Source organism: Acinetobacter sp. ANC 3882 (assembly GCF_022549545.1).
Lineage (GTDB): Bacteria > Pseudomonadota > Gammaproteobacteria > Pseudomonadales > Moraxellaceae > Acinetobacter.
The window spans coordinates 138,143-159,565 of record NZ_JAKZGB010000008.1 but is presented as its reverse complement, the minus strand read 5'-3'; the positions used below and the strand labels follow the sequence as shown (position 1 = coordinate 159,565).

Here is a 21,423-nt window from a genome sequence, read left to right as displayed (position 1 = left end):
TGTTATTTACAACACCGCCGCCTTGATATATTTCGCAATTGCGCACAACTGCGCATCGGCATTGGTTTTCCCTACAACCTGTAAACCCACAGGTAATCCTTCCTTTGTTTGCAGTGGTATTGAAATCGCAGGGTGTCCCGAAAGATTAAAAGGACGAACCAAACCTGTTAGATTCAACAGCGCAACTGTGTTTTCCGCATCCACCACTTGGGGTGGAATCTGCGGTAATGTCGGTAAAATCAGCGCATCGTATTGCTCAAGCAAACGATCGATTTCGGCAGTGAAAGTCGCTTTGACCTGCTTGGCTTGTTTGACTTGTGCCAATGTTGTCTCGGCAGCCTTGAGTAAACGTCCATTCACATCGGCACCCACCAAACCTGTTTTGGTTAAGTCGCCATAAGCCTGCCAGTTTTCATAATTAATAATTTGCATACCTGCATGAAACGCAGCTTCAAAAGAAGACGCTTCAACGGGAGTAGGCTGTAAATGAAGCTGCGCCAAATATTGCTCAATTGCAGCGATGACTTGTGGATCCGCATCCACCTGTAACCAAGCAAGCTTGGGTGCTTGCTGCAATACATTAGCTACTTTAAAAGTTGGGTCGATGATCTGCATTGCTGTTTCAATCATCTCGACTGAGTTTGCAAAAGGACCTACACAATCCAGTGAGCTGCTGGCTGGATGTACACCTTTACGGCTAACACGCCCAAAGGTCGGTTTTAATCCAAAAACACCACAACATGCCGCAGGCATACGGATCGAGCCACCAGTATCCGTTCCTAACGTAAAATCTGCTAAACCTGCTGCAACCGCTGCCGCAGAACCGCTAGATGAACCACCTGGAATAAGTGCTGGATATTTAGGATTGATGGCTGTACCAAAGGTATGGTTAATGCCTGTGATACCAAATGCCAATTCGTGCAAATTGGTTTTTGCCGTAATTTGACAGTCTGCTGCCAAAATACGATTAACGACGTCTGCATTTTCGATTGCAGGTTGGCTTTGCATCAGGGCTTTGCTGCCTGCCATCGTTTTTATACCTTGAATATCAATGGAATCTTTCACCATGACCTTTAAGGTACCCATTCCTTTTTGTACATCTTGTACAATAATATTCATTCACTTTTCCATGTATTTTTATTCCTAACACCAATATCGGAAAAAGTAATGTAATTGTCAAGTATTTTTCATGATTAAGAACAAAGAAATTGTTTCGAATTTTTGTATAATAGGTCACATCCTTTTTTATAAAGTTATCACTTTGCTATGCTTACTCATTTAGAACAATTTCTACCCAATAATGAACCTAGCAGTTTACAAAGCTATCCATTTTTCTGGATCTCTCAAGTAAATGGAAAGTACACGCAACTTATTGAAAAATCTATAAAAAAACTAGGTATAGACAATACTCGACGTAAAATTATTTTAAGCACCAATGCCTTGCAGCAAGCGAGCATTACCGAAATTGCCAACCTGTCTACCCTAAAATTAACCACTGCAACCAAAGCGATTTATCGCTTGGTAGAGGATGATATTGTTCAGGTTTTTTCTTCAGAATCAGATGAACGTATTTCGATGGTGAAATTGACAGAAAAAGGCAAAGAGCTAGTAGAACAAATCAATCAAATCAGTCAGGTCACTTTATCTGGCATTCTGAATGCTTTTGATGATGAGGAGCTGCATCAGCTCAATGCACAATTGAAGAAGGTATTTGATCTGATGCCATCCAGCTAAAAATCTAAATAATAAAGCCCATCACAATATGTATGGGCTTTTATCAAGGCTGAGCGATCATCAAGCTTGTGTAACGTTGAATTTTGGTTTCAGGTCATTTTTTTCAATTCGGTCTGAAAATGTACGCAATACCTGTAATTTATATTGCATCACATCAATGTCGTGATAATTATAAAAACCTTGCTTTTCTCTTAAACCATTACGTTGCCTACGCATATTTTCAGCAATAATCTCAGGCGTACGATAACGATCACCCAACTCCTTTTCTAGATATTGGGAAGCGTAATACAGAATATCCCCACCACCCCAGTCGATGAACTCCAATAGCCCTAGAACTGAAAAACGCAAACCAAAGCCCGTACGAATGGCGATATCGATATCTTCTGCGGAAGCAACTCCCTCTTCAACCATCCGCGCAGCTTCATTCATGGCTAAAGCCTGAATCCGAGGAACGATATAGCCAGCTTTGGCATTACAGACCACTGGAACTTTGCCAATTGCGTGCAAGAAGCTTTTCAGAGTGTTTACGGCCTCATTTGAGGTTTGCTCAGAGCGACTTAACTCGACCAGCGGAATCAGATAGGCTGGGTTTAACCAGTGAGCATTAACCACCCGTTCTGGATGAGAAATCATTTGCGCAATATCGGTAACCAAAAAAGTCGATGTGGTCGATGCGACAATACAGGCTGGCGTAATATATTGATCCAGCCAGGCAAAAATCTCTTCTTTGGCTTGCCTCACCTCAGGCACACCCTCCAGAACAAGATCACAGTTCGCCAAAGCAGGTATAGAACCGACTTTACTTAAAATCTCTATCTGCCCCAGAATAAAAGCCGTTTGTTCAGATTGAACAAATTGGATACTTTCCAGTAACTGTAACTCTTGCTTTAAGTCCACTTGGATCTGCGCCTGATATTGATCAAACTCAGCCTCTGTACGTTGTCGGGCATCAATCAAAGCTACTTTCAACCCTGCATAGGCAAAGGCAATTGCAATTGCCTTTCCCATACGACCCGCGCCCAATACGGCAACCTGTCGAATCGATGTCATATCAGACTCCTTGCTGTAAGGTCGCTTGTAATTCAGCTTTGGTTTTTTGCGCAAGACCTAAACTTTCTAGTGTCCGACCTTCTTGATATAAATCTTTGCCTGTGACGGCAGAGGCAAGGTTCAACAGACCTTCTGCAACAGGGGTTGCAACACCAGCCCAACGACCCACAGAAACCAAGAACGACAATCCCAAACGCGTATCTTCAAGCATATAACGATGCGACTGAAGATCAATATCCTCACGCCAGTCACCACTATCCGTTAATTTGCCATGTGCCCCGCGCCCATACATCCATTCATCACCTTCCCCATCTTTATTGTAATGATCTGCTAGTGGGAAATGTGGTGCAGAATAACCCAATGCTTCTCTTACACGCATCCGTTCTGCGTCAAGCTGATTGGTGACACGACGAATTGAAGGTTGCGTGCCTTCATTATGAATATCCCATGCCTCAAAATGCTCTAATGGTCCAGCATTCATCAAAATCAAAGGCGGATGGATAATCGGTCCCGCATTCATTAAAGCACCGCTTAAACTGTCTTCAATCGGTTCAACGCTTGGGTAGGCCTGCTTTAACAGCTCAAATGCATGTGCTGAAAGTACACTCGGGAATACACCTGTAGGTAAACGGGTAGCATAACCACTCACTACAATTTGATTCACGCCATGTTTACGGACCAGATAAGGCAATGTGCCAGTTTCCGCAAACGCGACTGGTGCCGTGTTGCCTGCCTCTTGCATGGCTTTTGCAAAGATAAAAGTTCCGAAAGTTGCAGGCGGTAAATACACCACTTGACCTGCTTTAAAAAAAGGTGCTGCTTGGCGAGCCAAATCAACATGTGTGGTGGCAGGTAAAGGGATAATAATCAACTGGGCATGCTGTATGGCTTTTTCTAAATTATCTGATAGGTTGATCTGCGAATCCGAAAAACCGACGGTAACACTGCGATCCCCCCGATAATCTTTAATATTCAAAACCCCAGTTGCAGCCAGTTGCTCCAGTGCTTGCGTATCTCGACGCCATAACACCACATCATGGCCTTTTTCTGCCATTTCTGCCGCAGCTGCATAACATCCGTGACCACCGCCCAATACTGTAATTTTCATGCTACATCCTCCTGATTGATTTCAACTCATCATAGAAGACCAGCACGCATCAGGCTTATCCAAATACGCAAGCTTGCTTCAATTTACGAAACCATCTCGGCAATTTGCACAGGATTCATTTTTAGGGTGTGAGAAGGCAGGCAGCCATAACGCTTCTTGTAGAACGTAGAAAAATGCCCAAAGCTTTGGATGCCATGACGTAATAAGATTTCGGTCACGGTTTCATTGCCATGACAATTTTGCAATGCGGCATGCACCCGCTCAATTCGTTGGTCACGAATATATTCCACAGGTGTTTGTTGCAAATACTGACTAAAGCCTTTTTGCAAGGTACGTACAGATACATCACAGCATTGACTTAATAACGATAGAGAAATCGGGTCTTGCAGATGATCCTGAATATATTGTTGTGCTTTTTTGATATAACCGGGCAGAACCTGCTGTCTTTTTACATTGAGCAAGGCACTAAAGTTATTGGGAATTTTAAGTAGAATTAATTCAATCAGATATTCAGTGAAGCTCGCGGAAATAAAGCTCCAGTTCTGAATATTATAATAGGCATGACACAGATAATTGAGTGTTTCGACAATCGAACGTATCCCTTCCGCAGTACAAGACAATCCTGTATCAAACAAGATCGCATCATGGCTGGTATGGCCCAACATCTTGAACAATTGTGTTTCCACATCTTGTCGGGCCAGTTTTAAAATAATATTTCGACAATGCTGATTGGTCACAATTTGCTGTCGGGTATTCGGATGCGTGACCGACATAATGCCAGGCGACTGTAGCAGCTGTTCATTTTCCAGCCCGACCTTGCATTGCCCTTCCAGAGTGATGCGAAATAAATAAAAGTTGGATGCTTCATCAATCGTGATCATCACAGGCGCACTATATTTCAAGTCATACAATGCCGAATTGCCAAAGCTAAAACCATTCAACCGCGTATTTAACGGCTCAACAGTTTCCACATCAAATTGGTGCGGGCAAAGATAATGGCTGATTTGATCTTTAATGATTTTATAATCATCTGATTTGAATAATAAAAACTCATCCAGATAATGCAGATGATCCAAATTGAGAGACTGTCCCATCACTTCACTCCATTGCGATTGATTGCGCAGAGAAAAAGCCAAAGCCCACTACAATCGAATGGGCTTGGGTATTGCATCAGATACTGATCCAATCAAGATCCATGTTCCAATTGCATACTGGCACTAAATGCTTTGCAACCTTTTTTCAGTAAGAAGAATGCCAAGACACATGAAATTGAACCGACAATCGAGAGTGACATACCGACCATGAGTGGATTTTCAAAAATCTTATCAGTAATTAATGCCACCAAAGTGGTACCAATACCAACGGCAACCAGATTACTGATCAACAAAAAGATCGCTGAAATTTGTGCACGCAATTGATTCGGTGCCAACATTTGCATTGCTGTGGTTGAAATTGGCATCGGAAAAGAAGCAAAAAACATGGCCGGGACCAGAAACACCACTGAAAGCCATAATTCATTTACTTGGGTAAAGATCATAATCGGTAAAACAAGACCGACAATACCAATGACACCCGTAATCATCGGCGCATCCTTACGTCCTTTTTGAATAAACCAGTCATTGAGCCAACCTGCGCAAAGTACACCAAGAATATTTGCAACCAACAACACTGTCCCAAGCATGTAGCCTGCTTCAGTTGGGGTTAAGCCATACTTACGCATATAAAATGCGGGTGTCCAACTGATTAGACAATACAATGCCATTGCATAAAAGGTAAAACCCAAATAATGACAACGGAAAGTCTGACTATGCTTTTTGATAAATTTGAAAGCATCTTTTATGCTGGTTTTTTCAACTTGTCCCTGTGCATTTAGACGCTGACCTTTACGTTGCGGCTCTCTTACGGTAAGTAAAACCAGTAATCCAATAAATACACCGGGTAAACCCACAATAATAAATGCCGCCTGCCATGCCTTTAATGCACCAAAGACAGGAAATACAATCGCATCCATATTTTTAAGCAAACCAATGACATAACCACCGACTAAAAAGGCAATGCCTCCACCGACAAATGAACCAATCGAATAAACGGCAACAGCACGTCCTAGTTTATCCTTACTAAACATATCGCTAAACATTGAATATGCAGCTGGTGAAAGTGCCGCTTCTCCGACACCGACGCCCATACGGCTCAAGAACAGTTGGATAAAGTTCTTACTCAAACCACAGAATGCAGTTGCGATACTCCAAAACACCACACCGACTGCAATAATTTTTGGACGAGAAAAGCGATCCGCTAAGTATGCCAAGGGCAGTCCCATAAAGGCATAGAATAGAGAAAAGGCTAAACCATGTAATAAACTAAATTGTGTATCTGAAATGCCGAGATCTGCCTTAATTGGTTCGATCATGAGTGCGAGTATTTGCCGATCAATAAATGAAAAAATATAGGCCAACATACATAGCAGGACTACATACCAAGCATATATATTTGATTGAGCACGTGCTGGCTCAGTTGAATGAGTATCCATGTTTCTTCCTTGTGTCCATGCCATTTTTCTAATGTCTTCTTATTGCAAGATGAAATGATCAGAACCTAGCTCCTTTTCTGATCCATCCTCAATAAGGTCAATCATCCCTCTGTATATTTATTATTTTTACATGGAATTTTCCATAATATTTCAGGTATAAAGTTATACCTTTTTTGCGATCTTTAGAACTTAAAATTTGAATAACTAACTAAAAGTTCACTTTAACAGTCTAAATATTTGATATGATAAATTTTTTAAAATATTAGATCAAAATTTTCTAAGTTAGCTAAAATAAGACTGATAAATTTATTTTAAAATTATATTGAATTTTACATTTATTTTTGTTTTAAAATAAAGCGAGATAATTAGTTTTCAATGGAAAAGGATATGGCACTTATCAAAGACCAGGCAATCGAAAGCATTCATAGTATGCATGTCTTGATTGAGAAAATTTTTAATGGAAAACACGCTGAACAAGACCTTCCCCTCCTAATTGATTATTTTGCTGATCATTTTGAGATGGTTGGTGCCGCGGGCAAACGTTTTTCACTTGAAGATGTCAAAGGCTTGTTTAGCAACAATCAAGGAAAAATGCCTGATATCCAAATTGAAATTTATGACGAACAAGTCTTGATGCAAAAAGAAGATGCAATTGTTTTGACCTATACGGAAAAACATACCAAAGAATCAGGTATCTTAATTCGACGTTCATGCGCTTTGATTGAAGAAATTAATGGCAAAATGGTCTGGAGCTATTTGCAAGAAACATTTCTAGCTTAAACAAAATCATGTAAAAGCTCTTGTAAAACAAGAGTTTTTACATGCCAAACATCGCCCAAACCAACCATAACAATACGCCCATCCTCTGGTTTTCAATCCATTTCAAGCCAACAGGAAAATCTCAGTCAGCTCCGTAGCAAACGCTAATCTACTCTGAATCTCCTCATTTCGATGTCTGGATAATTATTAAAGTACAAGTATTTACATGAACGATAAATATTTATGGCATTGTTCAGCTAAAATCAAAGCCAATAAGTGGGGTCTCTCACGTTGCTGATAGATGACATATCTTCGTGCTCAACGTGGTTAAACATGCTTCTGATTCAGCAAAATAAATTTGCTCCTCAATAAACAAAGACAGGATAGTTTTATGGACAAACCTATACTATGCCCTAAATGCGGTTCTACAGAAATTGAAACACGCAATCATGACAAGTTACTCAGAACCACAGGTGGCGTTTTACTGATGGCGGCTGGAACAACTGCAGGAACAGTTGGTGGTGCAGCAAGTGGTGCTTCTGTTGGCGCGGCAATTGGAACTGTGGCTGGGCCTCTCGGTGTAATTGTCGGTGGAACGGTAGGCACTTTTGTTGGTGCAATCAGTGCAGGTGTTACAGGTGGCGTCATTGGTAATATTTTTGGAAAAAAAGCAGGCGTAATGGTCGATAAAAATATTTTTCAGGATTACCGCTGCTTAAAGTGCAAGTATCGTTTTAAACAAAAGAAATAAGACGTCATTGAATTCAAATCAATGTGGGGAACAGATTTAAGTCAGTTCTCCAAACACCTCTAGATTAGCTCCCGATCTGAATAAATAATACCTCTCTCCCTGTTCGATAAGCCCGATCAGTCGTTTTTACAGCGTCTACTTTAAGCCCAAATAGTCGGTCGGTATTTTTCAAATAAAAAAAATCTCACACCCTTGGGGAAGAGAATGAGATTACGATAATAGACATTCCACAGAGAAGCTCATCGCGAATACGATACTTATATCACATAAATATATTATAAATAGATATTAGTCACAAAATAAATACATAACTGTCTATCTAAAGTTTCTTGCAGAAAGACCAAAATTTTTAAATTCGATCCAACATGCTTACATTTTGGTTGTGATTAAGCCTACCATTTACTCTCGCATTGGCGTTTCATACGTGGTTTGAGCGACAGGAGATACACGCCAAATCACATCACCGACATCATCCGCCACTAAAAGCGCACCTGAGAAATCAATCGCAACACCAACAGGTCTTCCAAATGCCTCACCCTTGTCACTTAAAAAGCCAGTCAATACATCTTGTGGTGGTCCAGAGGGTTGACCACTTCTAAACGGGACAAAAATCACTTTATAACCACTATGCGGTTTACGATTCCATGAGCCGTGCTGGCCAATAAAGGCCCCACCCCGATACTGCGGCATCAATTCAGTCGCATAAAATGCTAAACCTAAAGATGCGGTATGGTTGCCCAATGCATAGTCGGGTTTAATCGCACGCTTGACCATCTCAGGTTGCTGTGGTTTTACTCGAGTGTCCACGTGCTGACCATAATAGCTATAGGGCCAACCATAAAATGCACCCTCTTTGACTGAGGTCATATAATCAGGAACTAAGTCATTACCCAGTTCATCACGTTCATTCACTACGGTCCACAATTGACCACCCTGCGGCTGCCATCCCATTCCATTTGGATTACGCAGTCCAGTTGCAAATGGTTTAGCTTTACCTGTGGCGATATCAAACTCTAAAATCTGTGCTCGACCCTGCTCTTGCTCAATGCCATTTTCAGCCACGTTGCTGTTCGAACCAACCGAAATATACAATTTCGTGCCTGCTGGGTTAGCAATCACATTCTTGGTCCAATGATGATTGAGTTTTCCTGCGGGCAAATCCAAGACCTTGGTGCCAGGCGCAGTAATTTTTGTTGCACCCTCCTGATAATGAAAACGCATCAGTGCATCGGTATTGGCGACATAAAGTGTATCTCCCACCAAGGTCATACCGAACGGAGAATTTAGGTTTTCGAGAAAAACCGTATTTTTATCGGCAATACCATCACCATTGGTATCACGAAGCAAACGAATACGATTCGCGCTGGGAAATGAAGACCCCGCACGCTGCATCACCATTTTTGCGATTTTTCCGCGAATCCCTTTACTATCATCAGGTTTAACTGGCGCATCCGTTTCAGCCACCAAGACATCTCCATTGGGTAGGACATAGAGCCATCTTGGATGATCTAGTCCTTGAGCATATGCCTGAACTTTTAAACCTTCTGCTGGCCTAGGCATCACCCCTTTCGGCCAGCCTTTGGCAGGGGCAATATTGACTGTAGGCACTAAACTGGTTTGAGGTTTTGGTAATACAGGTTGTGAACCATAACTTGCTGTACTTGGCTGCTGAGATGATGCGGTACACCCCGAGAAAGTCAGCACAAGACTTGAAGCTAAAACAGAATGGGCAAACCGAGTCAACATGATGGATCTCCTTTTATTTTTCTCACTACCACAAGAATAATTCGATGTATGATTGAGAAATAGTTGATTTGCTTAACAGATTGTCTCTCATGTAAATCAATCATATTAAAATGCACTTGCTCACGACCCTGTTGCCTCATCCGTCTATAAAGGAAAACAGTATCAATATTATTTTAAGACCACTGCAATATTCAGAAATTGATCTCATCTGGCAACAGATTAGTCGGCGTGAGCTGATTACCCAAAACTATGTCAAGCAATCCTTGCAACTAGAGGACTGCTTCTATGACGTACAGCAATGGGATGATGACCATCTACAGCATGATCCGCCAAAATTAAAACAGCTTTATCAGCAACAGGCTGATATGGTTGGCGCGTTCAACTCAAAGGGAACATTGCTTGGCGTATCAGTCGTGTCCAATCAAGTGATTCAGGATTATCCTGAGGCTAAACTTTTACAGTACTTTTATGTCGATGCCGATCATCAAGGGCAAGGAATCGGTGTATTGTTGATGCAAAGCGCAACACATTCTACACATAAGCTCGGGGCTAAATATCTTTATATTTCAGCCACACCGAGCAAAAGAACGGTCGATTTTTACATGAAGTATGGCGCTAAACTACTCGATCATCCAGACCAGCAATTGTGGCAGTTAGAACCTGAAGATATTCATCTGCTATGTGAAATTTAAGACTCAAAGCAATAGAGAGACTGACTATCTGTAAAATGTTGTTCAAAGCTTTTATTTGAGCAAATCGCAACCATATACGTTTATTTCATAGTAAATAAACCAACAGTATTGTTATTCGATATTAATTCATTACTCATACATCAAAACAAGAGGTCGAAACCTCTTGTTTTTATTTGTTCATCATTTTTGAATATCAGTGATTATAACGTAACCATGGGGTGCTATGATTTTCATCAATTACCCAAATTGAGGTTGAGTTCGGATCTGAAACATCTGCGATATCCCAGCCTGCAAAGGTCAGAATTTGTTGTAACTCAACCGTGGTTTTTCCATCCCCTCCATCACTTTGGGTTTGCCCAGAAGTTTCTATATTCCAATAACTATTTTTATCGACAGAAACACCATTCATGTTACCAATCAGTCCTCCTGTGTGTGTGATGCCAGTTACTAAACCAGAAGAAAAACTATTTTCAACTTTTGATGAATAAGTTAAAGATGCATTACCAAGTAACCCACCTGTAGAATTTTGCCCTGTAACATTACCCAAAGCATAAGTGTTTAAAAGATATCCACCTTTAGTATTTCCTACTAAGCCACCTGTATTTTGGTATCCCTTCACATCACCAATCGCATAACTTGAAGATACAAGCCCCAAATTATTCAATCCAATTAGACCTCCGACGCTGGTACTTCCATTAATTATCCCTTTTGCATAGCTATTATGAATTACACCCTCTTCGGCACTTGTCCACCTTTCATTAAAACCGACAAGACCACCAACATTCTCTGTTCCCGTTACATTCCCTGTCGCAAAACTATGACTGATCTTTTCAGCGTTTTGTCCAACTAAGCCACCCACATTTTTTTCCCCAGTGACATGACCCTGAGCTGAACTGTTGAGAATCTCTGTTGAATTATATCCAACTAAACCGCCTACACTGTCTGTTCCTTGAACATCGCCTTGAGCATAGCTATTTTTTATAACACTTTCAGATAAATTAAAGCCAACCAAACCGCCTGTATACTCGGTTCCAGTGACTTTACCTGTTGCATAGCTATTTTCAATTTCAGTCTTATTTTGCAAACTTGGGAAACTATTACTGATTGAACCAACTAAACCTCCAGTTTTAGATGTCCCAATCACTTCTCCTGTTGAGTAACTATTTTTAACTTTGACAGCACCATTAATTGAAGCAATTAATCCTCCTGTTGTTGCAAAGGAAGACAGATTAGAAGCCGTTACTTTACTTGTGGAAAAACTGTCTTCAACTGATGCAATCGCATTGATATCACGAGTCGGATTATTGTAAACGGCCTCCAGACCAATAGAACCAACTAAGCCACCAACTCTAGCATTACCATCCAATTCCCCAGTTGCATAGCTTTGAGAAATTTTAGTATTTCCTTGAGAAAATAATATTGAACCCACTAGACCGCCTAAGCTGTCAATGTTTCCAGAAATATTGCCCGTCGCATAACTCTGAATAATGTCATTATTTATTTGTTGTCCAACCAGTCCGCCAACTGTTGAGGAGTTGCTTTGTTCTGAATGAATATTTCCCGTCGCATAACTCTCTTTAATTAAACTATAGCTTTTACCGACCAATCCACCAGCATTTCCTCCAATAAGTGGAGCAGGGAGACTTAACAGTGTAATTTCGCCCGTCGCATACGAATTCAAAATAGAAGCTGTACTTTGTTGATGATTTTCATCTCGGTAGCCACTTGCACCGATGAGTCCTCCTATTCCTGAGGTTCCTTGCACTGCGTTGGAACTGAAAGCATGTTTTACTACACCAGATTTTTGGAACCCAATTAAGCTACCAACATTACTAGTACCACTTACCATTCCTTCAATCGTTCCAACATCTCTCACCGTATTTGTCGTTGCGCCAAACAAACCCACTGAATAAGCATCAAAAACTGCTGGTAGTTGTGTCGGAATTTCATACAGCAATGGACTAGGCCTGTTTATATATAGTCCATTAACCGTATGCCCAAGTCCATGAAATTCCCCCGTAAAAGGTTTATCAATTGTTGTTTGAGTTGCAGTTATTCCACCTGGATTATTTGGGTCATTTAATATCGTGAGGATTGTGCCAAAACTACCAATTGGGTCAAAACCTTTACCGTTATTCCAATTGACTGTGTCTGATGCATCAATATTGCTACCTAGGACATAATTCCCAGTCAGGTTATTATTCATTCCTTGCAAAGTATTGATATTGGCATCACCTTCTTCGCCTAAATCATTGATCACAATGTAGGAGGTCCCATTGACCAATAAGGTCGGGGATGCACCACTGATATTAATCTGGGCACCATTGTTTAAGTTGTAATCCGAGCCTGCACCATAGTTCATGGCGAGTTTGGCCTTATCTCCACTTAAATCCAAATCACTATTAAAATTAATATCTTTGCCTGCGGTTAATGTCAGTGCGGTATTGGCATTCCAACTGGTGGCATCATTAATATTGATATTGCCTTGGCCTTCTGCTGTACCGATTGCATTCAAGCTGACGTTGCCTTTGTTTAAGGCATCCCCTAATGTACTGCTGCTCACACTGCCGCCAAAGAAATCGACATCGATATTTTTGGCTTTCAGCTCCCAGCCACTAGTGGTCGGCGGTAAACTGGTCGTGCTATTGCGCTGTGTTGTGATATTGCTACCCGAACTAACATGTACCTCTGCCGCAGAAGTTTTAATCTGCCCACCATTGCCACCATTTGGGGCTGATGCATCTAAGGTGCCGCTAACATTTACCGTACCGCTGCTTAAATCGCTGCCGAGCTCAATCACACCGCGAACATTATTCACCGTTTGCGCTTGGATCACTCCAACACTATTCACCACGGCATTGCTTAATTCATCAATGCCTTTGGCTGTAAGTACCACCTTACCACCATCAGCTTGAATCATTCCGCCTGAGTTAATCAAGGCTTGTGCCTTACCCTGATTAATGGTGTATCCCAGCAAGCTACCATTATTTAAATTCAGGGTAATATCACCACCTGCCGCCAATAATACATTGCCTTGCGCTGCTTTAATGGTGCCTGTATGTTTGACTGTTGGTGCAATTAAAGCCACTGTACCTCCAGTGGGTACAGTAATTTTGCCTCGATTCTCAACCGTTTTATTATTACCAGTATTGTTAAAATTGAATAAATTATTATTAAAATCATTATTACTCAGGTTGAGGGTTGATGCGACTAAACCCGCAGTATTCACCTGTGATGTGCTGCCAAATAACACCCCATTCGGGTTAATAATAAATACCTGTCCATTGGCATTTAACTGACCATTTAAGTTTGATGCACTGGTACCTGTAACTCGGTTTAAAGTAATCGAACTGCTGCTTGGCTGAACGAAATTCACAATTTCATTGCTATTGGTTGAAAAACTGCTCCAATCAATCGCGGCTTTTGCCGTTGATTGATTAATGGTTGTTGTGCTTCCTGCAGTTGAAATACTTGCTGTGCCTGAACTCACCACGCCACCTGTTGGCCCTGCAAATGCAATACTTGCACTCAATACATTCACAGCAAAGAATGCTGCTCGTTTTGCTGTGTCACCCACTACTGTTTTAGATTTGATTTTTGTTGTTGATTGCGATGCAACAATGCCACCTTTCGCCATTTCACTCACGGCTTGCCAGCAAAGATGTGTCGCATTCCAAACAATTCTATAAATTTTATTCACTTATATTTCCCCTTTGATTTTTAATATTATTTCAACTTTTTGTTGAGCATTTTTTTTACCATATATTTTATTTTTTTGATCATTTTTCGGATAAAGCGCATGCAGTAGGAACCCCCTACTTGATTCCCCTGATGAGCATTTTATTGAAACGAATAATGAGTAAGATGACGCTTGCTGAGCCTATATTCAGGTCTTTAACGCTCGTGCCTCAGCAATATTATGCTGCTCAACCAAAGTACGAATGGTATATTCATGATTGGTTTTCTGGTCACAAGCAAATTCACATTTTTGATCCAACGGCAACGCACTACCGCCAAGCAATGGACAACCAGCAAACAGCTCCGCTACCCAATCAACAAAGACTCTGACTTTGTGTGATAAATGCCGACTTTGCAAATAAACCACCGATATTGGCATCGGTGCAGGTGTCCATTGAGGCAGGACTTCTTTTAAGGTCCCCGCCTCAAAATGATTGGTCAACATATAGCGTGGGCCTTGAATCAGACCAAAGCCTTGCAAGGCCAAATCAATATAAGCGTCGCCATCATTAACAGACACATGTCCATTGACACTGACACTTTGGATTAAGTCATCGACCACAAAATCCCAGTCAAAATTACGTCCTGTTCGGCTGGAAAAGAAATGAATGGCTTGATGATTTTTTTGCAGATCATGAAGTGTTTTAGGTTCGCCATATTTTTCTAAGTAGCATGCGGATGCCGCTGTTGCACACTGAAAAGTTCCGATACGGCGTGCAATCAGACTCGAATCCTGTAATTCCCCCACTCGAATTGCACAATCTACAGCTTCGCCCACCAAGTCCACAGGGCGATCATTCATCCCGATCACCAAATCAATATCGGGATAGCGGTTATGAAATTCTCTTAATCGTGGAATGAGAATCAAACGACCAATCGACACAGGCACGTCAATACGTAATCGTCCTCGCGGTCCTCGTTCTTCATCATGGAAAGACGCTTCAATGTCTTCGACATCTGCCAAAATTCTAAGCGTACGATCATAATACACTGCACCATCAGGTGTGAGGCTGAGTTTACGCGTGGTTCGATTCAGTAAGCGAACTTGTAAATGTTTTTCTAAAGCCTGAATCGTGGTCGTGACCGATGCACGTGGTAGTCCAAGACTATCAGCAGCCAGACTAAAGCTGTTGGTTTCAACCACTTTATTAAAGACTTTCATTGCATGAAATAGATCCACGGGCCCACTCCCATTGATGCATTTTTTGGCTGTGACACATCAATTATTATAAAAATACGAATAGTGTTATCAAATTTAGTATATTTATTCGTAATTGACAAACTTTTATGCTCCTTTCATTCCATAAACCTGTTTCTCCCATACAGACCAAAACAAAAAGTCTGAAAACAGGGATTCAAATAACCAGGAGCATCCCATGTCACTTTCCCGCAAACAGCTGACGCTGTCTGCTGTCATTATTGCCATTTTAGCAACAGGTGGCAGTTTTATTCTCTTCCAAGAAAATGCAGATGCGAAAGCTACTCCAAAAGCAAGTTCACCGCCAGCCGCAACCGTGGATGTGGCCAGTGTACTCAGTAAAACCATTACGGACTGGCAAGAATATTCCGGACGTCTCGAAGCGATTGATCAGGTTGATGTTCGCCCCCAAGTTTCAGGCAAGCTGATCGCAGTCCACTTTAAAGATGGCAGTTTGGTGAACAAGGGCGACTTACTGTTCACCATTGACCCACGTCCTTTTGAAGCAGAATTGAATCGGGCCAAAGCACAACTGGCTTCTGCTGAAGCACAAGTGACTTATAGCTCAGCAAACTTGGGACGAAACCAGCGTTTAATCCAGAGTAATGCGATTGCCCATCAAGAACTCGATCAAGCAGAAAATGAAGCGCGTTCAGCCAATGCTAATCTACAAGCAGCCAAAGCCGCTGTCGAAACCGCCCGTTTAAATTTGGAATACACCCGTATTACCGCACCTGTCAGTGGCCGCATTTCCCGTGCCGAAGTCACGGTGGGTAACGTGGTTTCAGCAGGTAATGGCGCACAGGTTCTAACCAGTTTGGTATCCGTTTCTCGTCTTTATGCATCTTTCGATGTGGATGAACAAACTTATCTGAAATATATCAGCAATCAACGGAATTCAGCCCAAGTCCCAGTTTATCTTGGTCTTGCCAATGAATCTGGTTTTAGCCGAGAAGGCTATATCAGTTCTATCGATAACAATTTAAATACCACCTCAGGCACGATCCGTGTACGTGCGACATTTGATAATCCCAAAGGTGTGATGCTACCAGGACTCTATGCACGCATCCGTTTGGGCGGTGGGCAACCTCGCGCAGCCATTCTAATTAGCCCAACGGCGATTGGTGTTGATCAGGACAAACGCTTTGTAGTCGTTGTCGATGCGAAAAACCAAACCGCTTATCGCGAAGTTAAATTGGGTGCTCAGCAAGATGGCTTGCAAATCATTAATAGTGGTCTGCAAGTGGGTGATCGCATTGTCGTGAATGGATTACAACGTATTCGACCAGGTGATTCTGTCAAACCTCACCTCATTGCTATGCCAAACCCTCAAATTACTGTCGATAACAGCGCACAACAACCTCAGCCTACAGATAAAACCCCAACTTCGGCAAAAGGTTAATCCTTATGAATATTTCTAAGTTTTTTATTGATCGTCCGATCTTTGCCGGGGTGCTGTCCGTCCTGATTCTACTGGCGGGCTTACTCTCTGTTTTCAAATTGCCGATTTCTGAATATCCAGAAGTGGTGCCGCCCTCTGTAGTGGTGCGTGCACAATATCCGGGTGCCAACCCCAAAGTTATTGCTGAAACTGTTGCTTCTCCGTTGGAAGAATCCATCAATGGTGTTGAGAACATGCTGTATATGCAGTCTCAAGCCAACAGCGATGGTAACTTAACCATTACCGTCAATTTCAAGCTTGGGATTGATCCAGATAAAGCACAACAACTGGTACAGAATCGGGTTTCTCAGGCTTTGCCACGTTTACCTGAAGATGTACAACGTCTCGGCGTGACTACGCTGAAAAGTTCACCAACCTTGACCATGGTGGCGCATCTCACCTCACCAGACAATCGCTATGACATGACCTACTTGCGTAACTATGCCGTACTCAATGTCAAAGACCGTCTGGCACGCTTACAAGGTGTGGGTGAAGTCGGCCTGTTTGGTTCTGGTGATTACGCCATGCGCGTATGGTTGGACCCACAAAAAGTGGCGCAACGTAACCTCACCGCCACTGAAATTGTCAACGCGATTCGTGAACAGAATATTCAAGTCGCTGCAGGAACCATCGGTGCTGCGCCAAACAATTCGCCTTTACAGCTCTCGGTGAATGCACAAGGTCGTTTAAGTACCGAACAGGAATTTGCCGATATTGTTGTAAAAACAGCTGCGGATGGTGCAGTGACTCGACTCGGTGATGTCGCGCGTGTTGAACTTGCTGCTTCGCAATATGGTTTACGCTCATTGCTGGACAATAAACAGGCGGTGGCGATTCCAATTTTCCAAGCACCGGGTGCCAATGCCTTACAGGTCTCTGACCAAGTACGTAGCACCATGGCGGAACTGTCCAAAGATTTTCCATCTTCGATTAAATACGACATCGTTTACGACCCGACCCAATTTGTACGCTCAAGTATTAAAGCAGTGATTCACACTTTGCTTGAAGCGATTGCGCTGGTGGTTGTCGTCGTGATCCTGTTCTTACAAACATGGCGTGCTTCAATTATTCCGTTACTGGCAGTGCCTGTTTCAATCATTGGTACCTTCGCCTTGATGCTGGCCTTTGGTTATTCCATCAATGCCCTGTCACTGTTCGGGATGGTACTCGCCATCGGGATTGTGGTCGATGATGCCATTGTGGTGGTGGAAAATGTCGAGCGAAATATTGAAGCAGGTCTGAGTCCAAGGGATGCCACTTATCGTGCCATGCGTGAAGTCAGCGGACCGATTATCGCGATTGCGTTGACACTGGTTGCCGTGTTTGTCCCACTCGCCTTTATGACAGGATTAACTGGGCAATTCTATAAGCAATTCGCCATGACCATTGCCATCTCAACCGTGATTTCAGCGTTTAACTCACTCACTCTATCTCCTGCTTTAGCAGCCATGTTGCTCAAAGGACATGATGCTAAACCTGACTTTTTGACCCGTGTGATGAACCGTGTCTTCGGACGCTTCTTCGCACTGTTTAACCGTGTGTTCTCACGTGCCTCGGATCAATATGGTCGAGGGGTGAATCGAGTCATTTCCCATAAAGCCTCAGCCATGGGCGTATATGCAGCCCTGCTTGGCCTGACCATTGGTATTTCTTATATTGTTCCGGGTGGTTTTGTGCCTGCGCAAGATAAGCAGTACCTGATCAGCTTTGCCCAACTACCCAATGGTGCTTCACTGGATCGAACCGAAAATGTCATCCGTAAAATGAGTGATGCCGCGCTAAAACAGCCTGGTGTAGAAAGTGCGGTGGCTTTCCCAGGTTTATCGATTAATGGTTTTACCAACAGTTCCAGTGCCGGGATCGTCTTTGTCACCTTAAAACCTTTCGCTGAACGCAAAGCAGCTGATCTTTCTGCCAATGCCATTGCTGGTGCCTTAAATCAGAAATATTCAGCGATTCAAGATGCTTATATTGCGGTCTTCCCACCACCACCCGTGATGGGTCTCGGCACCATGGGCGGCTTTAAACTCCAGCTGGAAGATCGTGGTGCTTTAGGCTATGCCGAGTTAAATAATGCAGCACAATCCTTTATGAAAGCGGCACAATCTGCACCTGAGTTGGGGCCAATGTTCTCTAGCTATCAAATCAATGTGCCGCAACTGAATGTTGATCTGGATCGGGTCAAAGCCAAACAACAAGGCGTTGCAGTCACCGATGTATTTAGCACCATGCAGATTTATCTCGGTTCACAATATGTGAATGACTTTAACCGCTTTGGTCGCGTCTATCAGGTACGTGCTCAAGCCGATGCACCATTCCGTGCCAATCCAGAAGATATTTTACAGCTTAAAACCCGTAACAATGCTGGGCAAATGGTGCCACTGTCTTCTCTGGTCAATGTCACTGAAACCTATGGCCCAGAAATGGTGGTGCGCTATAACGGCTATACCGCAGCGGATATTAACGGTGGTCCTGCACCGGGCTATTCATCGAGCCAAGCCGAAGCAGCAGTTGAACGAATTGCCGCTGAAACCTTGCCACGTGGCGTAAAATTCGAATGGACCGACCTGACCTATCAAAAAATCTTGGCAGGTAATGCTGGATTGTGGGTCTTCCCGATCAGCGTGTTGTTGGTGTTCTTGGTCTTGGCAGCTCAATATGAAAGCCTCACTTTACCATTGGCTGTGATCCTAATTGTCCCAATGGGTATCTTGGCAGCACTGACAGGCGTTTGGCTCACAGGTGGAGATAACAATATCTTTACCCAAATCGGCTTGATGGTACTGGTCGGGCTAGCCTGTAAGAATGCCATTTTGATTGTCGAATTTGCCCGAGAACTGGAAATGCAAGGCGCGACTGCATTCAATGCCGCGGTAGAAGCCAGCCGTTTACGTTTGCGTCCGATCCTGATGACTTCAATCGCCTTCATTATGGGTGTAGTACCGTTAGTCACATCAACAGGCGCAGGTGCTGAAATGCGCCATGCCATGGGTGTTGCCGTATTCTTTGGCATGATTGGGGTTACCTTCTTTGGTTTGTTCCTGACGCCTGCCTTCTATGTGTTGATTCGTACCCTGAACAGCAAACATAAACTGCATTCGGCAGCTGTGCATGAAGCACCATTGCACAGTTCACATGATCACTAAGGAGCAGGATATGACAGGATTCAAACCACACTGGATACTCTCCTCGCTCATGGGAAGCCTGCTGCTTGCAGGCTGCTCATTGGCACCTGAATATCAGCCAGCCAAGGTTATTATTCCACTACAATTTAAAGAAGCGGATGCCAAACTGGATGATCCTAACTGGAGCATTGCCCAACCCGCTGATACACAATCTCGTGGTGAATGGTGGCAAATTTTTAATGATCCACAGCTGAATGATCTGGAACATCAAGCAATTGCGGGGAACCAGAATCTAAAAGCGGCAGCAGCCAATATTCAGGCATCACGCGCCTTGAGGTCTGCTGCGCAAGCTGAACGCTTACCTAGCATCGGCGCAGGTTTTGGCTCGACCCGTCAAAAGCCTTCACCCGCTTCTTTAGGACTTGATTCGGATGCATCGACTTCTGCACGTACACTGTGGCGAGCACAAGCCAATGTCTCCTATGAACTGGACCTATTTGGACGGATTGCCAGTAGTGTCAATGCAGCAACGGCTGATGTGCAGCAACAAGAAGCTTTGTATCATTCAGCATTGTTAGCACTGCAAGCCGATGTTGCCCAAGCTTATTTTTTGATTCGTCAATTCGATGCTGAACAAGCAATCTATGCGCAAAACATCAAATTACTGAGAGAGAATCAAAATTTGATTCAAGCACGTTATCGCAATGGCTTGGTCAGTGATCTTGATGCTTCTCGTGCACAGACTGAACTTTCTACCGCACAGACCAATGCACTCAGCATTGCACGGAGTCGAGCCAATACCGAACACGCATTGGCGGTATTACTTGGTAAACCCCCTGCTGATTTCAGCTTAGCGATTCAACCCTTGTCGGCCGTTGCAATTCGCCTGCCTGCGGGTTTACCGTCGACGCTGCTTGAACGTCGTTCTGACATTGCTGCCGCAGAACGCGCTATGGCAGCCGATAACGCCCGAATCGGTATTGCACGTGCTGCCTTTTTCCCCAAACTTGATCTTACAGGTGCACTGGGTTATGAATCTGCAAGTTTAGGTGATTTAGGCAAATGGTCGAGTCGAACTTTTTTACTCGGCCCTGTTGCGGGTACAATTTTGTCTTTACCGTTATTTGACGGCGGACAACGTAAGGCGGGCGTCGCTCAGGCACGTGCAGGCTATGAGCAAAGCGTGGCCAATTATCGACAGACCGTGCTGAATGCTTTCCGTGAGGTTGAAAATGGTTTGTCTGATCAACGTATTCTGGATCAGCAAATACAGGCACAGGGTCAGGCACTTGCTTCATCCCGACATGGCAATCAGCTTTCACATTTGCGTTATCGTGAAGGCAGTATCAGCTATCTGGATGTGATTGATTCTGATCGGAGTATCTTGCAACAGGAACAATTGGCTGCGCAGCTTCATGGCAGCCGGATGATTGCCAGTGTGGATCTCATCCGTGCTTTAGGTGGTGGTTGGCATACAGGACAAGCGGAGCTAGGAAGGCAATAAAGTAGATTTAAAATAGATTAGTGCAAAAAATTAAAGCCTCATCATGT

General features: G+C 43.1%; 14 protein-coding genes and 1 pseudogene. 7 read left to right on the top strand and 8 right to left on the bottom strand.

Annotation, left to right across the window (positions count from 1 at the left end; genetic code table 11):
• Positions 1-6: 6 nt before the first annotated feature.
• Complete coding sequence (locus MMO42_RS14665; RefSeq protein WP_241321073.1) at positions 7-1,119, bottom strand: amidase; 1,113 nt, start codon at positions 1,117-1,119, stop codon at positions 7-9.
• A 147-nt stretch (positions 1,120-1,266) separates the two neighbouring features.
• On the opposite strand from MMO42_RS14665, the gene MMO42_RS14660 reads away from it, so the two are divergent.
• Complete coding sequence (locus MMO42_RS14660) at positions 1,267-1,734, top strand: hypothetical protein (RefSeq protein WP_005211234.1); 468 nt, start codon at positions 1,267-1,269, stop codon at positions 1,732-1,734.
• 60 nt (positions 1,735-1,794) lie between these two features.
• Here MMO42_RS14660 and MMO42_RS14655 read toward each other — a convergent pair whose 3' ends face one another.
• The 4 genes from MMO42_RS14655 to MMO42_RS14640 all read right to left on the bottom strand — a co-directional run bounded on the left by MMO42_RS14655 (position 1,795) and on the right by MMO42_RS14640 (position 6,422).
• Positions 1,795-2,784, bottom strand: coding sequence for a 3-hydroxybutyryl-CoA dehydrogenase (locus tag MMO42_RS14655; RefSeq protein WP_241321072.1), 990 nt, complete (start codon positions 2,782-2,784; stop codon positions 1,795-1,797).
• Between the two features lies 1 nt (position 2,785).
• Entirely contained in the window at positions 2,786-3,892 is a 1,107-nt protein-coding gene (locus MMO42_RS14650) for an NAD/NADP octopine/nopaline dehydrogenase family protein (RefSeq protein ID WP_241321071.1), read from the bottom strand.
• A gap of 83 nt (positions 3,893-3,975) precedes the next feature.
• On the bottom strand, positions 3,976-4,986 hold the full coding sequence (locus MMO42_RS14645) for an AraC family transcriptional regulator (RefSeq protein ID WP_241321070.1): 1,011 nt from the start codon (positions 4,984-4,986) through the stop codon (positions 3,976-3,978).
• Between the two features lie 92 nt (positions 4,987-5,078).
• Positions 5,079-6,422 (bottom strand): MFS transporter, encoded by a 1,344-nt coding sequence (locus tag MMO42_RS14640; RefSeq protein ID WP_241321069.1) that lies wholly within the window; start codon positions 6,420-6,422, stop codon positions 5,079-5,081.
• A gap of 387 nt (positions 6,423-6,809) precedes the next feature.
• On the opposite strand from MMO42_RS14640, the gene MMO42_RS14635 reads away from it, so the two are divergent.
• Together MMO42_RS14635 and MMO42_RS14630 are read left to right on the top strand one after the other, a co-directional pair.
• Positions 6,810-7,202 (top strand): DUF4440 domain-containing protein, encoded by a 393-nt coding sequence (locus MMO42_RS14635; protein ID WP_241321068.1) that lies wholly within the window; start codon positions 6,810-6,812, stop codon positions 7,200-7,202.
• 370 nt (positions 7,203-7,572) lie between these two features.
• Complete coding sequence (locus MMO42_RS14630) at positions 7,573-7,932, top strand: hypothetical protein (RefSeq protein WP_005150841.1); 360 nt, start codon at positions 7,573-7,575, stop codon at positions 7,930-7,932.
• 399 nt (positions 7,933-8,331) lie between these two features.
• On the opposite strand, the gene MMO42_RS14625 is transcribed toward MMO42_RS14630, so the two are convergent.
• Positions 8,332-9,678 carry a sorbosone dehydrogenase family protein gene (locus tag MMO42_RS14625; RefSeq protein WP_241321067.1) on the bottom strand — a complete coding sequence of 449 codons (1,347 nt, stop codon included), beginning with the start codon at positions 9,676-9,678 and terminating at the stop codon, positions 8,332-8,334.
• Positions 9,679-9,788: 110 nt separating this feature from the next.
• Here MMO42_RS14625 and MMO42_RS14620 point away from each other — a divergent pair, with 110 nt between their 5' ends.
• The gene (locus MMO42_RS14620; RefSeq protein ID WP_241321066.1) at positions 9,789-10,370 is read left to right on the top strand and encodes a GNAT family N-acetyltransferase; all 582 of its coding nucleotides are present in this window, start codon (positions 9,789-9,791) and stop codon (positions 10,368-10,370) included.
• 193 nt (positions 10,371-10,563) lie between these two features.
• Here MMO42_RS14620 and MMO42_RS14615 read toward each other — a convergent pair.
• A pseudogene (locus MMO42_RS14615) lies at positions 10,564-14,070 on the bottom strand (GLUG motif-containing protein); the annotation flags it as partial.
• 186 nt (positions 14,071-14,256) lie between these two features.
• A complete protein-coding gene (locus tag MMO42_RS14610) occupies positions 14,257-15,270 on the bottom strand; it encodes a LysR family transcriptional regulator (protein WP_277603352.1) in 1,014 nt (337 codons plus the stop codon).
• A 214-nt stretch (positions 15,271-15,484) separates the two neighbouring features.
• On the opposite strand from MMO42_RS14610, the gene MMO42_RS14605 reads away from it, so the two are divergent.
• Genes MMO42_RS14605 through MMO42_RS14595 form a run of 3 tightly spaced genes read left to right on the top strand, consistent with a single transcriptional unit; the run spans position 15,485 to position 21,376 of the window.
• The gene (locus MMO42_RS14605; protein ID WP_241321064.1) at positions 15,485-16,708 is read left to right on the top strand and encodes an efflux RND transporter periplasmic adaptor subunit; all 1,224 of its coding nucleotides are present in this window, start codon (positions 15,485-15,487) and stop codon (positions 16,706-16,708) included.
• 5 nt (positions 16,709-16,713) lie between these two features.
• Positions 16,714-19,893, top strand: a complete 3,180-nt coding sequence (gene adeG / locus MMO42_RS14600; RefSeq protein WP_241321063.1) for a multidrug efflux RND transporter permease subunit AdeG — start codon at positions 16,714-16,716, stop codon at positions 19,891-19,893.
• A gap of 10 nt (positions 19,894-19,903) precedes the next feature.
• Entirely contained in the window at positions 19,904-21,376 is a 1,473-nt protein-coding gene (locus MMO42_RS14595; protein ID WP_241321062.1) for an efflux transporter outer membrane subunit, read from the top strand.
• Positions 21,377-21,423: the final 47 nt, after the last annotated feature.

Coding starts and splice junctions, on each gene's coding strand:
- MMO42_RS14595 (WP_241321062.1), top strand. CDS start 19,904: ATGACAGGATTCAAACCACACTGGATACTCTCCTCGCTCATGGGAAGC.
- MMO42_RS14640 (WP_241321069.1), bottom strand. CDS start 6,422: ATGGATACTCATTCAACTGAGCCAGCACGTGCTCAATCAAATATATAT.
- MMO42_RS14665 (WP_241321073.1), bottom strand. CDS start 1,119: ATGAATATTATTGTACAAGATGTACAAAAAGGAATGGGTACCTTAAAG.
- adeG (WP_241321063.1), top strand. CDS start 16,714: ATGAATATTTCTAAGTTTTTTATTGATCGTCCGATCTTTGCCGGGGTG.
- MMO42_RS14660 (WP_005211234.1), top strand. CDS start 1,267: ATGCTTACTCATTTAGAACAATTTCTACCCAATAATGAACCTAGCAGT.
- MMO42_RS14620 (WP_241321066.1), top strand. CDS start 9,789: ATGCACTTGCTCACGACCCTGTTGCCTCATCCGTCTATAAAGGAAAAC.
- MMO42_RS14605 (WP_241321064.1), top strand. CDS start 15,485: ATGTCACTTTCCCGCAAACAGCTGACGCTGTCTGCTGTCATTATTGCC.
- MMO42_RS14650 (WP_241321071.1), bottom strand. CDS start 3,892: ATGAAAATTACAGTATTGGGCGGTGGTCACGGATGTTATGCAGCTGCG.
- MMO42_RS14625 (WP_241321067.1), bottom strand. CDS start 9,678: ATGTTGACTCGGTTTGCCCATTCTGTTTTAGCTTCAAGTCTTGTGCTG.
- MMO42_RS14645 (WP_241321070.1), bottom strand. CDS start 4,986: ATGGGACAGTCTCTCAATTTGGATCATCTGCATTATCTGGATGAGTTT.
- MMO42_RS14655 (WP_241321072.1), bottom strand. CDS start 2,784: ATGACATCGATTCGACAGGTTGCCGTATTGGGCGCGGGTCGTATGGGA.
- MMO42_RS14610 (WP_277603352.1), bottom strand. CDS start 15,270: ATGAAAGTCTTTAATAAAGTGGTTGAAACCAACAGCTTTAGTCTGGCT.
- MMO42_RS14630 (WP_005150841.1), top strand. CDS start 7,573: ATGGACAAACCTATACTATGCCCTAAATGCGGTTCTACAGAAATTGAA.
- MMO42_RS14635 (WP_241321068.1), top strand. CDS start 6,810: ATGGCACTTATCAAAGACCAGGCAATCGAAAGCATTCATAGTATGCAT.